We start from the raw sequence: 15,168 nt of genomic DNA on the forward strand, positions 1-15,168 counted from the left end.
TTAGCTTTATAGTATGGAAATTTGAGAGGAAATATGACCGCGAGACCTTCGTTTGTTGCTGCCTGGGCGGCGGCAACACGTATTTACGATGCAAATGATTCTATCGGCAAAGTTAAGCAAGTTATCGGCGGCAAAGTTAAGCACAACTTCGAAATAGCGCCAGATGAGGGCGGGTGGTCAAATAGTTGTGCCGTACGGATGAGTTATGTTCTTAACTATACCGGGCATCCCGTTCCGCGTATTGCAAATCTCACGGTATCCGGTGCTGATAATAAATGGTACTTCTACCGCGTAAAGGATGTCATTGCCTGGTTGACGCGTCAGTGGGGTAAACCTGACATGATCGTGAGTTATCCTTCCTTACCCGTTGAGCAATTAGCCAACAAAAAGGGCGTCATTCTGTTTGAGGTACAGGGCTGGAGTGACGCCGCAGGTCATGCAACATTCTGGAATGGTTTAACCTGTTCGGATCACTGTTATTTCAATGCGCCGGAGACGAATTACACGACGACCAAAGCTAATTTTTGGGAGTTGCCATGAAAAAAATGATTGCTAGTCTACTGTTGCTCACCAGTTCCGCCTCTGTGTATGCAACTGACGATCCGGTGTCGTTTGTCAAAAAAATGCCTTATAAACAAGTTGTTAAAGACGTTGTTTTTTCTCGCTGCCTGGCACAAGTTGCAGATGATAAAAGCCAGTTTTCTCTGGATGCAGCCCGTAGCAGTAGCGCATTACTGGAATGGGTGCCTTTCGATATTGAAAATGGCAATGACAAAATTAATGCTCTTATTAATAAATATAAAGGTGCAACCAATGCCTTTCATTCTGAGAGAAAACCCGATGTAAAAGGCGTAACCTTAAACTGCCTGCGTCTTTATCATAGTGACGAACTTAATCAACTTGCTCCTCAATTAATCATCGGAAATCCTGACCGCACCTGGATTCAGGATAATCCACAATAGTATAAGACTTCACATTCTTTCCTTTCGTTCAGGGGGAATGTAAGACTGTCAAATGACACGGGTCGTTTGATATGAGGCAGAGGTAAAATATGGACGGTTTTATTCAGCCCCATGCTTTCCTGTTTGCCATATAAGGGCTTTTTCGAAAGCAATATTGTTCATCCACGAAGAGTAGATATTATGGCTATTGATATGTTTCTGAAGGTCGAGGGTGTTACGGGCGAATCTAAAGATTCTAACCACACCGGCTGGACTGATATTACCTCCTTCTCCTGGGGCGCGTCCCAGCCAGGTAATATGAGCGTTGGCGGTGGCGGCGGTGCCGGTAAAGTGAACTTTAACGATCTGCACGTTAACGCTCTGATCGACAAATCCACTACAGCAATCCTGAAACACTGCGCAAGCGGTAAACACCTGACCAAAGTTGAACTGTCCGTCTGTAAAGCGGGTGGTCAGCAGGTTGAATACACCCGCATCACCCTGGAAGACGTTCTCGTGACTTCCGTTCAGTACACGGGTGCAGACAACGGCGATACCGTTGGCGTGACCTATGCATTCCAGGCTGCGAAAGTGAAACAGCAGTACTGGGAGCAGACCACTGCCGGTGGTAAAGGTGCTGAAAGCAGCGCTGGCTGGAACATCAAAGAAAACAAAGAAGCGTAATTGCGCGCGTGACCGGGGAGTTTTCCCCGGTCATTATTTACAGAGACTTAATTTCGTTTGCAAAGGGATGTCAATATGAGCGTAAAATCAACGGTTGCTCCTGGTTATTGTGTTGTTCAGCAGGCTGGTACGTTAGATTTCCAGGCAAGACTACTGTTCAATAAACCAGACAGTGAAGCGGCACGTTATTTTATGCAAGTGAACAGGGACACACGGTGGTTAAAACCCGGGCAAATATTGATCCTTAATGCTCCGGGTGCTGAAAATGCGGTTCAGCTAAAACAATTACAAAATGCAAAGCAAAAGGTTAATGGAGCATTGGCAGAACTGAATACAGATGAAGCTAATTTCTTTAACAAGCATTTTAGTACCATCGCAGCATTAACTAATTTTATGGATAAATCTCTCGGGGTGGTTGCTGATGCAGGTGAAAGGTACTTTAGCGAAATAGAAAAGAAATTAAAAGCTATCGAACTGGCTTATCAAAATCAATACAGAACGCAAGGCACATTGATCGGGCAGCAGTTTTTTGTTGAAAGGCAAAAACTTTTTTCTGAGCTGGACGTTTTATTAAATAAGCTGTCCAGACTAACGCTGAAACTGAAACCTTATGAAGAAATCAAGCACGCTTTAGGTTTATCAAGCAGGTCAATTGTCCACGAATGGAGTACTGCGGGTGTTGCCTCGATACGAGGGTATTCAACATATGTAGACAATGCTTCAAAAGCTGCCCGTTTTCTGAAAATGGGAGGATGGCTTGCTATCGGCTTCGCTGGTGCAAACACAACCAATGAAGTTTACGATGCCTGTACAGTAGGTAGAGAGCAGAGTTGTTCCAAAGTCGCCGTTAAGAAGTACAGTCAATTTGGCGCCAGTCTTGCGGGCGGGATTTATGGCGGAAAATATGGCGCCATGGCTGGGGCTGGCGTATGTGTTGCATTGGGCGTGGCAACAGGTGGTGTAGGGTTGCTCGCGTGTTCTGTGGTAGGCGCCGCTGCGGGTGGATACATTGGTGGCGAAGTTGCCGGTGGAGCAACTGAGTATGTCATGGATAAACTATGGTGAATGTAGAAAATATTCTTTTATTTCTGATTGTAGTTTTATTTTTACTTGTCGTAATTATGGACCTCATCAGTTCCCGTTATTTTAAAAAACACGAGACCGAATATAATCAGCTTCTTTCAGAATATCGGCAAAAAGGCTACGATCTCGATCTGGTGACAAATTACGCATCTTTTTTCGGTTCGCTGGCGAACTATCAAAAAATAATCTGGTTTGTTCGTCTTCGCAAAGGCGTGAAGATGAAATTTACCAAAGACAGAAATGTTCAGGACGATGCCTATAAATTCGTTCAGGCATTACCGGAAGAGAGAATCGGCTGGATATTAAAACTGCATCGACGCTATAAAGCTCAGGCCTTACTTTTTACGCTATGGCTGCTTATCGGTATTATTTTCCTGAATGTAGTCAAATAGTTTTAATCAGCCCTTAACCCCCAAACCCCGCCGTTCTCACCCCCGAGAGCGGCAGCGTTTGAGCGCTAATCATACCAGCAGGAATACGCCATGCGATTCACGATTATTTCTACGAAACCCGGTCATCAGCCGCCGCAAAGCAGCTGTGATTTTTATGCCCCGGGCGGCACCATTGGGCGCGGTACGGATAACAATCTGGTGCTGCCGGACAATGACCGCACCATCTCGCGTTTGCAGGCCATCGTTCACGTCGACGCCAGTGGCGAATGCCGCGTCACAAACCGCGGCAGCGTTACCCGCGTGGTACTGAATGATATCCCGCTGGAGCGTGGGCGTCAGGTTGAGCTTCAGGATGGGGATATTCTCGGTATTGATGATTATCGCATTGAAGTCAGCGAACTCATTCATGACACCCAGCCCGTAAGCCGCATGGCGGCCAGCATGCAGCAGGCGCGCCCAGTGGCGACACCTGCACCAGCGCCGCAACCGAAACCGGCCAGCGCCGCGCCACGCGGAAAAGCTGAACCTACGGCCGTGCCGTCGGAAATCTGGGACAGCCTGATGCAGGAGTTTTCCATCTCCGACAGCATCTCCAGCAACCGGGCAAAACCACAGCCCGCCGCATCCCACGATCCGTTCTCTCAGCCTGCGGCCCCGGAGCGGAATGCCGAAGATCCGCTGGCAATGTTTAACGACGCCGAACCGTCGCTTGAACGTAAAAACGTTGACCCGGACACGCTGTTTAGCGATGAAGCGTTGTTTAAAAAAGAGAGCATCTTTGACGATGTCACCCCTTCAACGCTGGTACAGCCGGACGAAAGCAAACCTGCCCAGCCAAAGGAAGAGGCGTCGGACGAACTCGATCCGTTAGCCCTGTTTGGCGGGTCGGCGAGCGCACCTGCCGCGCGTCACGATGACCCTCTCGGCCTGATGGGCGGCGCACCGTTAACCCATCCGGATGAAATCGTGGCCGATAAGCCGGAGCCAAAGCCTGAACCGCAAGCCGCACAGGAAGAGGATGCGCTGGCCAGCTCACCGCTGTTCGATCCGGAACCGACTGAACCACAGGATGCGCCGCGCGCGGAAGAGGAGCCCGCGCGCCCTGATTACGCTGGCTTCACCATGCCAACACCGCAGGCCGTGGCGCGCAGCAACGCGCAGGCGCCTAAAGGCCGCCTGCGTATCGACCCGGTTAAAAACGCTGCATCGCCTGCTGCCTCCGCGCAGACCGGCGAGCGGGGCGAGGTGCTTCAGGGCGAACTGCTGGAGGCGCTGCTGGAGGGCATGGGCCTGAGCGAAATGCAGCCGGTACCGCAATTCGACCGGGAAAATATGCGTCAGCTGGGGCAGATCCTGGGCATGTTCTCGCAGGGGACCGTGGCGCTGCTCTCCTCGCGCTCCATCCTCAAGCGTGGGGTGAAAGCCGATATGACCATGGTGCTCGACGATGCGAACAACCCGTTCAAACTGTTGCCGACCGGGAAAACGGTGCTTATCCAGATGTTCGGCACGCCGATGCCGGGCTTTATGCCGCCGACCAAATCGGTGCGTGATGCGCTGATCGATCTCCAGGCACACCAGCTAGGGATGATCTCTGGTATCCGCGCCATTATCGCCGCCATGCTGCAATCCTTTAACCCGGAACAGCTGGAGGAGCAGGCTAAGCAGAACGGGATGACGTCACGCCTGGCGCTGCCGGGCAGCCGTAAAGCCGCGCTGTGGGATTATTTCGTTCGCAGCTATGGCGAGACGGCGGGCGAGATCGAGGACGACTTCCATACCCTGTTTGGCGAAGCCTTCCTCCATGCCTATGACATGGAGGTCAATCAGTACAAAGACTCACAAAGCGGATCGGAAGAAAAATGAATATCGCAACGGCTTCTCTCTCCCGCCAGGGGACGCGCGCCAGCAACCAGGATCAGACGGGAGAAACCATCGGGGAACGTTCAGCCTGCTTTGTCGTCTGTGACGGCATCGCAGGCCTGCCGGGCGGCGAGGTGGCCGCTGAGCTGGCCCGCAACAGCATTATTTCCCGCTTTGATGGCGACAAGCACCTGAATGCGCAGCATATTCGTGACTACGTCCAAACGGCGAACCGCACCATTCTCAGCGAACAACAGGCCGTGCAGGACTATCGCCGGATGGGCACCACGCTGGTCAGCCTGTTTATCGACAGGGATTACCGTCTGGCTTACTGGGCGCACGCCGGAGACAGCCGCCTGTACCTGTTTCGCCGCGGCTGGCTGTGGCATGTCACCACCGATCACAGCCTCGTCCAGCAGATGAAAGATGCCGGGCATCAGACTGACGATCTCAACAGCAACCTTTTGTATCTGGCGCTGGGTATTGAGAATGGCGGACCGGAAGCGAGCTACAGCGATGTCGTGCAGGTTGAGGACGGTGATGCCTTCCTGCTCTGCACCGACGGTTTCTGGCACGGCGTCAGCGAAGAGCAGATGAAGCAGTCGCTGCACATGGTCAATACGCCACAGGAGTGGCTGACCTTAATGAACCAAATCATTCAAAAGAATGCCGAACAGGAGGGCAATGCTCAGGATAACTATACCGCCGTGGCGGTGTGGATGGGCAACCCTCAGGACACCACTTTGCTGCATACGCTCTCTGACGCAGCACAATTTCTTCCCTGCGGAACTGATTAGACACACAAGGATTGATATGAAACTTTGGCTATCGGGTTTGGCTCTTCTGACGGTGGCGACCACCGCACAGGCTGAAAACTTCCGCATCGTGCAGTCTCCTGCGCAGAAGCTGGATATCTGGATCGACAACATTAAAGACAATACGCCGCAAAGCTGGTGTAAGGCGGACGTGGCGCTGCGTATCGTGGCGAACGGCAAGAAAGAGGTTTCGGTGCTGGAAAACTTCGTGCCGCGCCTTGGCTCGCTGCTGGAGCACCAGTGCAGCAAGCTGAATACCCTGAACTGGACGCTTAACGATCCGGAAGGCACGACGCTTGCCCGGGGCACAGCGGCTAAAGCGCAGGACTGGGCGCTGGTGGTGAAGCAGCAGGAAACGGCGGCGGCAACGACCGCCACCTCAGGCGCGCTGCTGCCGCCTGACCAGAATCCGGAGACGCACACCGTGGCGGCAGATCGTACGCCATGGCAGGAGTTCACCCTTCAGGACGGTTGCCATCTGCGCACCTTCTGGGAGGGCGGTTCCTCCGCGCCAGCGCTGTTTATTCCGGATTCCGACACCACCCGCTGCGGCAACGGCAGCTGGCTCAGCGGCCACACCGTGGTGACGCAGAACCGTAACGGGACGCAGAAAGCGATTCCGGTCACCTACATTCACGGCTTCCCGGTGATGGGGCTGAACAACGCGGTCGATCCTGAAAAGGCGCTGATCACCTCCGTCAACAAAGAGCGCATGGTCTTCAGCACCCAGAACAGCGACCAGAGCTGGATGATCCTGCCGTACGACAGCACCCTGAACGGCTGGAAGAGCAACGGCACGGTGGCGGTGGAAATCACCCGTGAGATCGCCAGCGACGACGCCAGACTTCAGGCGCGTATCGCAGAGGTGAAGAAAATCTGGAGCGCATGGGTTGCACCGGGCGCGGAGCTGAACGTTGTTCTGATTGACACGCTGCGCCCGCAGTTGCGCGATCCGGCAGTGGGCGCCTGGCGCGCGGCGAATTAAGGAGGGGCTATGAATACGCTTTATCAACGTCTGGCGGGCGAGTCGATTAGCGACGCGCTGCTTCGCCTGGAAGCCGATATCAAAGCCCGTCCGGCGGATGCCGATCTGCGCGCCGCGTTTGTGCAGTTTCTGATCCTCAGCGGCAACTGGGCGCGCGCCCTGACCCAGCTGAAAAGCTGGCTGGCGCTGAAGCCGCAGGCAAAACCGACCGTAACGCTGCTGGAGCAGGCCATTCAGGGTGAACAGCAGCGGGCGCGCGTGTTCGCGGGAGAGGTACGACCGGCAATGCCCGAGGCGCAGTGGCCGTGGCTGACGACGTTAGCCCAGGCGCTGACCGAAAGCGCCGGGCAAGCGCAAACGCTGCGCCTGGCGGCACTCGAACAGGCCCCGGCAAGCCGCGGGCAGGTCACGCTGGAGAATGAAGAGAGCCACACCTTTGAATGGCTGATGGACGGCGATGCCCGTCTGGGGCCGGTGTGTGAAACCCTGGTCAATGGCCGTTATTTCTGGGTGCCGTTCTGCGCCATCGACGCGATCCGTTTTCAGGCTCCGGCCAGCGTGACCGATCTGGTGTGGCGTCATGCGCTGGTCCGCCTCACGGACGGCACCGAGCAGGTGTGTCAGATCCCGGCGCGTTATCCGTTTGCTGACGGGGCGCCAGACAGCGTTAAGCTGGGGCGCACCACCGAGTGGCTCCCGCTGGACGATGACGGCGCCCTGTATGAAGGCATGGGGCAGAAAGCCTGGCTGAGCGAGCAAAGCGAAAGCCCGCTGCTTACCCTGAGCCTGGTGACATTTACCTCGGATGGTGCGGATGAGTAATCCCGCAGGCGAAGGCGATCTGCTGCGCAGCGGCTGGCAGGCCCGCAGCAGGCAGGAGAAAGTGGGGGCGCGCGACAAAATGCAGCCTTCACTGCTGGATCGTCTGACGGATAACGATCCGGAAAAAAAACGCGAGTCCGCCAACAGCAATCTGATTACCCACGCCGCGCTGCGTCGTAACGTCCTGCGGGATTTACAGTGGTTGTTTAATACCATCAACCACGATGCCTCCAGCGATCTGAGCGGGCTGACGCAGGTGAGCCGTTCCGTCGTGAATTTTGGCGTCGCGCCGCTGGCGGGGAAAAGAATGTCCGATATCGAATGGCACGACATTCAGCGCAAGCTCACCGAAGCGATTATTAACTTTGAACCGCGGATCCTGCCGCAGGGGCTTCAGGTTCGCTGCGTGTCCGATACCTCCTCGTTAGATCTGCACAACGTTCTGTCTATCGAAATCAAAGGTCGCCTGTGGTGCGTGCCGTATCCGCTGGAGTTTCTCTTTCGCACTGACGTCGATCTTGAGAACGGCCATTTTGAACTGAAGGATGCGGGGTAATTATGGAAAGCAAACTGCTCGAATATTACAACCGTGAACTGGCCTATCTGCGCGAGATGGGCGCAGAGTTCGCCGAGCGCTACCCAAAAGTGGCGGGGCGGCTCGGCATGCGCGGCATCGAAGTGGCGGACCCCTACATTGAGCGCCTGATGGAAGGTTTCGCCTTCCTGACCTCCCGCGTGCAGATGAAAATGGACGCCGAGTTTCCGCGCTTTTCACAGCGTATGCTGGAGATGATTGCGCCAAATTATCTGGCGCCTACGCCGTCGATGGCGATCGCTGAAATTCAGCCCGACAGCAGCCGGGGCGACCTGAGCAAAGGCTTTACTGTGCCGCGCGGCACCATGATGGACAGCCTGGCGCTGAAAAAGACCGGGGTTACGTGCAGCTATACCACGGCGCATGAGGTCAACCTGCTGCCGTTAAAAATTGAGCGGATCGAACTGGGAGGCGTTCCCGCCGATCTGCCGCTGGCCCAGCTCGGCCTGAGCCAGCGGGGGATCAGCAGCGCCTTGCGGGTCCGCATTGCCTGCGATGGCCCGCAGCATCTCGGGCATCTGGATTTTGACCGCCTGGAGTTCTTCTTAAGCGGCCCGGACATCGAGGCGCTGAAGCTGCTGGAGCTGGTGATGGAGCACCACGCGGGTATTGTCTGCCAGACGGTCAGCAAGCAGCCCCAGCGCCAGCTGCTGTCTTCTGACGCCCTGCGTCAGGAAGGCTTTGATGCGGACCAGGCGCTGCTCCCGGACGATCTGCGCAACTTCGACGGCTATCGCCTGTTGCAGGAGTACTTTGCGTTCCCGGCGCGTTTTCGTTTCATCAGCCTGAGCGGGCTGGGCAAGCTGATCCAGCGCTGCGAAGACGAAAAAGCGTTTGATATCTTCATTCTGCTCGACAAGAGCGACGATCAGCTGGAGCGCGTAGTGGATGCCAGCCACCTGGCGCTGCACTGCACGCCGGTGATCAACCTGTTCCCGAAAGTGGCGGCCCGGCAGAAGCTGAGCGAAAGCCAGCATGAATACCACCTGGTGGTGGATAACATCCGCCCGCTGGATTATGAAATTTATGCCGTGAAAAAAATCTATGCCAGCGCCGATGGTCAGCGGGACGACCAGACGTTTCGTCCGTTCTGGAGTACCTGGAGCGGAGACGCGGGCAACTACGGCGCCTATTTTTCCCTGCGCCGTGAGCAGCGCGTTCTCTCCGAACACGCGCTGCGCTATGGCACCCGCACGGGCTATATCGGCTCGGAGGTCTTCGTCTCGCTGGTGGATGCGCAGCACGCGCCGTGGCAGGAGAATTTGCGCTACATTTCCGCCGAGGTGCTGTGCACCAGCCGTGACCTGCCGCTGATGCTCCAGCAGGAGCTTGGGCAGTTTATTATGGCCGACTCCATGCCGGTGAAGGCGTTAACCCTGCGTAAAGGCCCGACGCCGCCGCGTCCGGCGCTGGCGGAAGGGTTCAGCACCTGGCGGCTCATCAGCCAGCTGCAAATGAACTACCTCAGCCTGATGGACAGCGAAAACGAAGAGGGCGCTGCCGCGCTGCGTCAGCTGTTAGGGCTGTACGCCAACCTGGCCGAGACGCCGGTTGCCCGTCAGGTGGATGGCGTTCGTCACTGCGTGCTGGAGCCGGTGCACCGCCGCGTGCCTGAACCCGGCCCGGTGGTGTTCGCCCGCGGGATCGGCATCACCCTGACGGTGGACGAACGCGCCTTTTCCGGCGCCAGCCCATGGCTTTTCGGCAGCGTGCTGGAACGCCTTTTTGCCCGCCTGGTCTCCATCAACAGTTTTACGGAGTTCACGCTCAAGAGCCAGCAGCGTGGTGAAATCGGCTACTGGGCGCCGCGCATGGGTAAAAGGGCGCTGGTATGAGTGAAGTTGCCCCTGCAACGCTGCGCGTGCATCGCCTGACGCCGCTGCCCGATGCGTTCTGGCGCGGGGTGCGCGAGACGCCGTGGCGCTATGATCTGTTCCAGCTGTTAAGACGCATTGATGCCCAGGGCGGTGAACGTTACCCGCTGGGGCGCGCGCCGCTGCCTAAATTTGAGCCGCTGCGTATTGGTCAGCAGCCTTCAATGGGCTTTGCGCCGTCAACGGTTGCTGAGGTCCGGCAGCGGGAAGAGAACGGACTGCATGACGTTTCCATACTCAGCTTCGGCCTGTTTGGTCCTAACGGCCCGCTGCCGGTGCACATGACTGAGTATGCCCGCGAGCGTATTCATCATCATCAGGATCACAGCCTCAGCGCGTTTGCCGACCTCTTTCACCACCGCCTGACGCTGCTGTTCTACCGCGCCTGGGCGGACGCGCAGCCTGCCGTTTCACTGGATCGCAACGACAACAGGCGCTTCGAAGGGTATCTGGCATCGCTGATTGGCATGGGGCAGCCTGCCCAGATGTCGAAAGGCAGCCTGAGCGCGCACGCCCGCTTTACTCACGCCGGGCACCTGACCCGCCACGGGCGGGACCCGGAAGGGCTGGAGAAAATCCTGCGCAACTATTTCAACGTGCCGGTCAGGCTGGTGGCCAACGTCCCGCAGTGGATGCCGCTCTCAACGCGGGAGCAGGCACAGCTGGGCGAGGGGCGTCGTATGCCGCGCATGGGAGAGTCCGCTTTTCTCGGCATTGCGGTACGCGACGTGCAGCATAAATTCCGGCTCGAGATTGGCCCGTTGAGCGCAGACGACTACAACCGTTTTCTGCCGGGCGAAGGGTGGGTGACCGAGCTGCGCGACTGGGTGCGACAGTACGCCGGGGTGGAATTTGAATGGGAAACACGGGTGATCCTGCGCGCCGATGCGGTGCAGGGCGCCACGCTCGGCAGCGCCGGGCGATTAGGGTACAACACCTGGCTCGGCCTTCAGCCTCAGCCTGTTCCGCGTGGCGATCTGGTGTATCGCGCAGAGCGATAATCCTTCCGTATACCGAATCATTGTTAATGGAAACTAACATGTCAGAAATTAGCCGTGCCGTGCTTTTCGGCAAACTGGATACGCTGTTATTTACCTCTCTGGAAAGCGCGACTGCCTTCTGTAAGCTGCGCGGCAACCCGTACGTTGAGCTGGTGCACTGGCTGCATCAGCTGATGCAGCAGCAGGATGGCGATCTGCAACAGGTCATCCGTCACTTCGCCCTTGATGAACAGCAGCTGACACGCGATATCGTGGCGGCGCTGGATGCCCTGCCGCGTGGCGCGAGTTCTGTGTCTGATCTTTCCGAGCATATCGACAGCGCCGTCGAGCGCGCCTGGGTCTACGGCTCGCTGAAGTTTGGCGTCAGCCGCATCCGCGGCGGCCATTTGCTGATCGGCATACTGAAAACGTGGAATCTGGCTAACGTGCTGAAAAGCATTTCGGCGCAGTTCACCCGTCTTAACGTCGAGGTGCTGATCGAGCAGTTCGACGCCATTTGCGCCAGCAGCAAAGAGAGCCAGCAGGCCGCCGCCGCTGCGGACGCGCCTGCCGGGGCAGTACCGGCTGCGCAGGGCACGCTGGCGCAGTATGGTCAGGATCTGACGGCGCGCGCCCGGGAAGGGAAAATCGACCCGGTGGTAGGGCGCGATGAAGAGATCCGCCAGATGGTCGATATTCTGATGCGTCGTCGCCAGAACAACCCCCTGCTGACCGGGGAAGCCGGCGTCGGGAAAACGGCGGTGGTGGAAGGGCTTGCGCTGCGTATCGCTGACGGCGACGTGCCGGAGCCGCTGCAAAACGTTCAGCTGTGGCTGCTGGATATCGGCATGCTTCAGGCCGGCGCGGGCATGAAAGGGGAATTTGAGGCGCGCCTCCAGGCGCTGATTAACGAGGTGCAGTCCAGCGCCACGCCAATTATTCTGTTTATCGATGAGATCCACACCCTGATTGGCGCTGGCGGTCAGCAGGGCACCGGCGATGCCGCTAACCTGCTCAAACCTGCCCTGGCGCGCGGGCAACTGCGCACCATCGGCGCGACCACCTGGGCGGAATACAAAAAATACATTGAGAAAGATCCGGCGCTGACCCGCCGTTTCCAGACCGTACAGGTTCACGAGCCGGACGAAGCCAAAGCCGTGCTGATGTTGCGCAGCACCGTGTCGCCGCTGGAAACTCATCATCAGGTTTTACTTCTCGACGAAGCGGTCAGCGCGGCGGTGAAACTGTCGCATCGCTATATTCCTGCGCGTCAGCTGCCGGATAAAGCGGTGGCGCTGCTGGACACTGCCTGCGCGCGCGTGGCCGTCAGCCAGAGCGCGCCGCCTGCCCAGCTGGAAGATTGTCTGCGTCACCTGGCGGCCCTGGACGTGGAGCTGGAGATTGCTGAACGCGAAGCGCGCGTGGGGGCGGGCGATCCGGCGCGTGTGGCGGCCTTAACCGCCGAACGTGACGCGTTCGAAACCCAGCGCGAAGCCCTGGCTCGTCGCTGGGAAGAAGAGCGCACGCGGGTGCAGGAGATTATCCGTCTGCGTGCCGCGCTGTTTGCGGCGGGTGATGAGGATACGGCTGAACTGCGCGGTCAGCTGGCAGAACAGCAGCAGGCGCTGAAGACCTTACAGGGTGACGAACCGCTGCTGTTTGCCGCGGTGGATGAGAACGTGGTGGCTGCGGTGGTCTCAGACTGGACCGGGATCCCGCTGGGCCGGATGGTGAAAAATGAGATCGACGCGGTGCTGAATCTGGCCGACACGCTGAACCAGCGGGTTATTGGTCAGCGTCACGGTCTGGATCTGATTGCCCGTCGGGTAAAAACCTCGCGGGCGAAGCTTGACGATCCGAACAAACCGGTCGGCGTATTCATGCTCTGCGGGCCATCCGGCGTGGGTAAAACCGAAACCGCGCTGGCGCTGGCGGAGTCCCTTTACGGCGGCGAGCAGAACGTCATTACCATCAACATGAGTGAATTCCAGGAAGCGCACACCGTTTCGACGTTAAAAGGTGCGCCTCCGGGCTATGTAGGCTATGGTGAAGGCGGCGTCTTAACCGAGGCCGTGCGCCGCCGTCCCTACAGCGTGGTGCTGCTGGATGAAATTGAAAAAGCGCACCCGGACGTGCACGAGATCTTCTTCCAGGTCTTCGACAAGGGCTGGATGGAGGACGGCGAAGGGCGTCACATTGATTTCCGTAACACCATTATTATTCTGACCTCTAACGTCGGCACCGACCTGATCGCAGCCATGTGCGCCGACCCGGAACTGATGCCGGAGCCTGACGCGTTAAGCGGCGCCCTGCGCCAGCCGCTGCTGGAGGTGTTCCCGCCTGCGCTGCTGGGCCGCCTGCTGGTGGTGCCGTATTACCCGCTGAGCGACGAGATGCTGGGGCAGATTGTGCGTCTTCAGCTCAGGCGCATTCAGCGTCGTCTGGAAGAGAATCACAACATTATTTCTGAATTTGACGACAGCGTGGTCGAACAGATTGTTCAGCGCTGTACCGAGGTTGAGTCGGGCGGGCGTATGGTGGATGCGATTTTGACCAATACGTTGCTGCCTCAGATGAGCCAGATTTTACTTACCGCCAGCCGCAGCGACGAGCAGTACCGACGTCTGCATGTCACCTGCGAGCAGGGCGAGTTCCACTGTCAGTTTGCCGCGTAATAATCATCAAGAGAACTGTAAAAGATGACGGATAATGATAACAATCGGACTGTCCCAAACGCGCTCCCGGTCGGGTACCGTTTCAATGAGTTTGAGATAAAAGAGGTGATTGGCGGCGGCGGATTCGGCATCGTCTATCGCGCCTGGGATCACCAGCTCGAACGCACTATCGCTATCAAAGAATTCATGCCTTCCTCCCTCGCCGTGCGCGGCGAGGATATGACGCTGGTGCTGCGCAGCGAGCGCTTCGGCAAAGCGTTTTCTGCCGGTCTGAACAGCTTCATCCAGGAAGCCCGCCTGCTGGCGCGCTTTAACCACCCGAACCTGCTGCACGTACTGCGTTTCTGGGTGCAAAACGACACGGCCTATATGGGGACGCTGTTTTACAGCGGTACCACGCTGTCGCGTCTGCGCGAAGAGAAACCGGAGCTGATTAACGAGGCGTGGATCCGCCGCATGCTGCCAATGCTCTTCGGCGCCATCAAAACGATCCACGACGAGGGTTATCTACACCGCGACATCTCGCTGGATAACATTCAGATTCAGGATAACGGCCTGCCGGTGCTGCTCGATTTCGGATCGGCGCGCCGCACCATCGGTAATCTCTCGGATGAGACGGAAACCATGCTGCGTCCGGGCTTCGCGCCTATCGAGCAGTATACCGACGACAATGAAAGCGAGCAGGGGCCGTGGACGGATATCTACGCGCTCGGCGCCGTATTGCGCACCCTCATCGTGGGCTCTCCGCCACCGGTCAGCGTGGTGCGCTCGATTCAGGACACCTGCAAACCGCTGGTGGAGTTGATGCCGCAGGGCTATTCCATCCCGCTGCTACAGGCCATCGACAAGGCGCTGGCGCTGCATATGGAAGACCGTCCGCAATCCATTGAGGAGTTCGCGGCGCTGATCGAGATGCCCGTCGCCGGTATCGACGAGGTGCTTACCGCGAAGAAGACCGGCACGATGCTGGTGCCGGTGGAAGAGGAGACATCTGCTTCCGCGCTGGACTGGCGACGTTACAAGCTTCCGGGGCTGGTGGCCGCGGGCGTGCTGGTTGGGGTGGTTGCCGGTGCGATGCTGTTCGGCGGCGACAGTCAGGAAACGCCAGCGCAGACGGCGCAAACGCCTGCCGTGAGCCCTCCGGCTGAGACCTCCGCCCAGGCGGAAACCAGACCGGCAACGGCAGACGTGAGCGAGCCGGTTGCGCCACCTGCTACGGCGCAGCAGAGTGCGCCGCCTGTCGACGCCAGCCCGGTCGCGCTGGTCTACATCCGCATGCTTGATGGCGAGACGCTGAAGGTGAACGGCGAGTCTAAAGCGCTGCGTCCGGGCAATAACGGTTACGCATCGCTGAAATTGCCTGCGGGCGAGACCCGCATTGAACTGGAAGGCAATGGAAGAACGCGTACCCAGACGCTGGATATTGCGAAGCCAGGCACCTGGCTGGTGAATCCGTAAG

Annotated in this window: 14 protein-coding genes; all 14 read left to right on the plus strand. The window is 57.6% G+C overall.

What is annotated here, in order from left to right; all coding sequences use genetic code 11:
• Positions 1-33 precede the first annotated feature (33 nt).
• Positions 34-540 carry a type VI secretion system amidase effector protein Tae4 gene (locus tag H2Z33_RS18120; RefSeq protein ID WP_017384301.1) on the plus strand — a complete coding sequence of 169 codons (507 nt, stop codon included), beginning with the start codon at positions 34-36 and terminating at the stop codon, positions 538-540.
• Entirely contained in the window at positions 537-962 is a 426-nt protein-coding gene (locus H2Z33_RS18125) for a T6SS amidase immunity protein Tai4 family protein (protein WP_017693279.1), read from the plus strand. Before H2Z33_RS18120 ends, H2Z33_RS18125 begins: the two co-directional genes overlap by 4 nt.
• A 180-nt stretch (positions 963-1,142) precedes the next feature.
• Positions 1,143-1,625 carry an Hcp family type VI secretion system effector gene (locus H2Z33_RS18130; protein WP_014884229.1) on the plus strand — a complete coding sequence of 161 codons (483 nt, stop codon included), beginning with the start codon at positions 1,143-1,145 and terminating at the stop codon, positions 1,623-1,625.
• A gap of 75 nt (positions 1,626-1,700) precedes the next feature.
• Complete coding sequence (locus tag H2Z33_RS18135) at positions 1,701-2,690, plus strand: hypothetical protein (protein WP_015570333.1); 990 nt, start codon at positions 1,701-1,703, stop codon at positions 2,688-2,690.
• The gene (locus H2Z33_RS18140; RefSeq protein ID WP_040117764.1) at positions 2,684-3,100 is read left to right on the plus strand and encodes a hypothetical protein; all 417 of its coding nucleotides are present in this window, start codon (positions 2,684-2,686) and stop codon (positions 3,098-3,100) included. The genes H2Z33_RS18135 and H2Z33_RS18140 overlap by 7 nt, the downstream gene beginning before the upstream one ends.
• 90 nt (positions 3,101-3,190) lie before the next feature.
• Entirely contained in the window at positions 3,191-4,966 is a 1,776-nt protein-coding gene (gene tagH / locus H2Z33_RS18145; protein ID WP_015570335.1) for a type VI secretion system-associated FHA domain protein TagH, read from the plus strand.
• Positions 4,963-5,760, plus strand: a complete 798-nt coding sequence (locus H2Z33_RS18150) for a PP2C family protein-serine/threonine phosphatase (RefSeq protein WP_003859969.1) — start codon at positions 4,963-4,965, stop codon at positions 5,758-5,760. Before tagH ends, H2Z33_RS18150 begins: the two co-directional genes overlap by 4 nt.
• Before the next feature lie 16 nt (positions 5,761-5,776).
• On the plus strand, positions 5,777-6,763 hold the full coding sequence (locus H2Z33_RS18155) for a hypothetical protein (RefSeq protein WP_033486830.1): 987 nt from the start codon (positions 5,777-5,779) through the stop codon (positions 6,761-6,763).
• A gap of 9 nt (positions 6,764-6,772) precedes the next feature.
• A complete protein-coding gene (locus H2Z33_RS18160; protein ID WP_017384294.1) occupies positions 6,773-7,585 on the plus strand; it encodes a type VI secretion system accessory protein TagJ in 813 nt (270 codons plus the stop codon).
• Positions 7,578-8,141: a type VI secretion system baseplate subunit TssE gene (gene tssE / locus H2Z33_RS18165; RefSeq protein ID WP_015570336.1), complete on the plus strand. Its 564-nt coding sequence runs from the start codon at positions 7,578-7,580 to the stop codon at positions 8,139-8,141. The genes H2Z33_RS18160 and tssE overlap by 8 nt, the downstream gene beginning before the upstream one ends.
• A 2-nt stretch (positions 8,142-8,143) precedes the next feature.
• Positions 8,144-10,015 (plus strand): type VI secretion system baseplate subunit TssF, encoded by a 1,872-nt coding sequence (gene tssF / locus H2Z33_RS18170; RefSeq protein ID WP_033486831.1) that lies wholly within the window; start codon positions 8,144-8,146, stop codon positions 10,013-10,015.
• Entirely contained in the window at positions 10,012-11,055 is a 1,044-nt protein-coding gene (gene tssG / locus H2Z33_RS18175) for a type VI secretion system baseplate subunit TssG (RefSeq protein WP_032653904.1), read from the plus strand. Before tssF ends, tssG begins: the two co-directional genes overlap by 4 nt.
• A 38-nt stretch (positions 11,056-11,093) precedes the next feature.
• Positions 11,094-13,709, plus strand: coding sequence for a type VI secretion system ATPase TssH (gene tssH, locus H2Z33_RS18180; protein ID WP_032648551.1), 2,616 nt, complete (start codon positions 11,094-11,096; stop codon positions 13,707-13,709).
• A gap of 24 nt (positions 13,710-13,733) precedes the next feature.
• The gene (locus H2Z33_RS18185) at positions 13,734-15,167 is read left to right on the plus strand and encodes a serine/threonine protein kinase (RefSeq protein ID WP_047719480.1); all 1,434 of its coding nucleotides are present in this window, start codon (positions 13,734-13,736) and stop codon (positions 15,165-15,167) included.
• Position 15,168: the final 1 nt, after the last annotated feature.

This window comes from Enterobacter sp. YSU, from assembly GCF_016082135.1.
Lineage (GTDB): Bacteria > Pseudomonadota > Gammaproteobacteria > Enterobacterales > Enterobacteriaceae > Enterobacter > Enterobacter hormaechei_C.

What these genes read in the sequence shown, in the direction of transcription:
- H2Z33_RS18185 (WP_047719480.1), top strand. Translation starts at nt 13,734, where the DNA reads ATGACGGATAATGATAACAATCGGACTGTCCCAAACGCGCTCCCGGTC.
- H2Z33_RS18130 (WP_014884229.1), top strand. Translation starts at nt 1,143, where the DNA reads ATGGCTATTGATATGTTTCTGAAGGTCGAGGGTGTTACGGGCGAATCT.
- H2Z33_RS18125 (WP_017693279.1), top strand. Translation starts at nt 537, where the DNA reads ATGAAAAAAATGATTGCTAGTCTACTGTTGCTCACCAGTTCCGCCTCT.
- tssG (WP_032653904.1), top strand. Translation starts at nt 10,012, where the DNA reads ATGAGTGAAGTTGCCCCTGCAACGCTGCGCGTGCATCGCCTGACGCCG.
- H2Z33_RS18135 (WP_015570333.1), top strand. Translation starts at nt 1,701, where the DNA reads ATGAGCGTAAAATCAACGGTTGCTCCTGGTTATTGTGTTGTTCAGCAG.
- H2Z33_RS18150 (WP_003859969.1), top strand. Translation starts at nt 4,963, where the DNA reads ATGAATATCGCAACGGCTTCTCTCTCCCGCCAGGGGACGCGCGCCAGC.
- tagH (WP_015570335.1), top strand. Translation starts at nt 3,191, where the DNA reads ATGCGATTCACGATTATTTCTACGAAACCCGGTCATCAGCCGCCGCAA.
- tssF (WP_033486831.1), top strand. Translation starts at nt 8,144, where the DNA reads ATGGAAAGCAAACTGCTCGAATATTACAACCGTGAACTGGCCTATCTG.
- tssE (WP_015570336.1), top strand. Translation starts at nt 7,578, where the DNA reads ATGAGTAATCCCGCAGGCGAAGGCGATCTGCTGCGCAGCGGCTGGCAG.
- H2Z33_RS18160 (WP_017384294.1), top strand. Translation starts at nt 6,773, where the DNA reads ATGAATACGCTTTATCAACGTCTGGCGGGCGAGTCGATTAGCGACGCG.
- H2Z33_RS18120 (WP_017384301.1), top strand. Translation starts at nt 34, where the DNA reads ATGACCGCGAGACCTTCGTTTGTTGCTGCCTGGGCGGCGGCAACACGT.
- tssH (WP_032648551.1), top strand. Translation starts at nt 11,094, where the DNA reads ATGTCAGAAATTAGCCGTGCCGTGCTTTTCGGCAAACTGGATACGCTG.
- H2Z33_RS18140 (WP_040117764.1), top strand. Translation starts at nt 2,684, where the DNA reads ATGGTGAATGTAGAAAATATTCTTTTATTTCTGATTGTAGTTTTATTT.
- H2Z33_RS18155 (WP_033486830.1), top strand. Translation starts at nt 5,777, where the DNA reads ATGAAACTTTGGCTATCGGGTTTGGCTCTTCTGACGGTGGCGACCACC.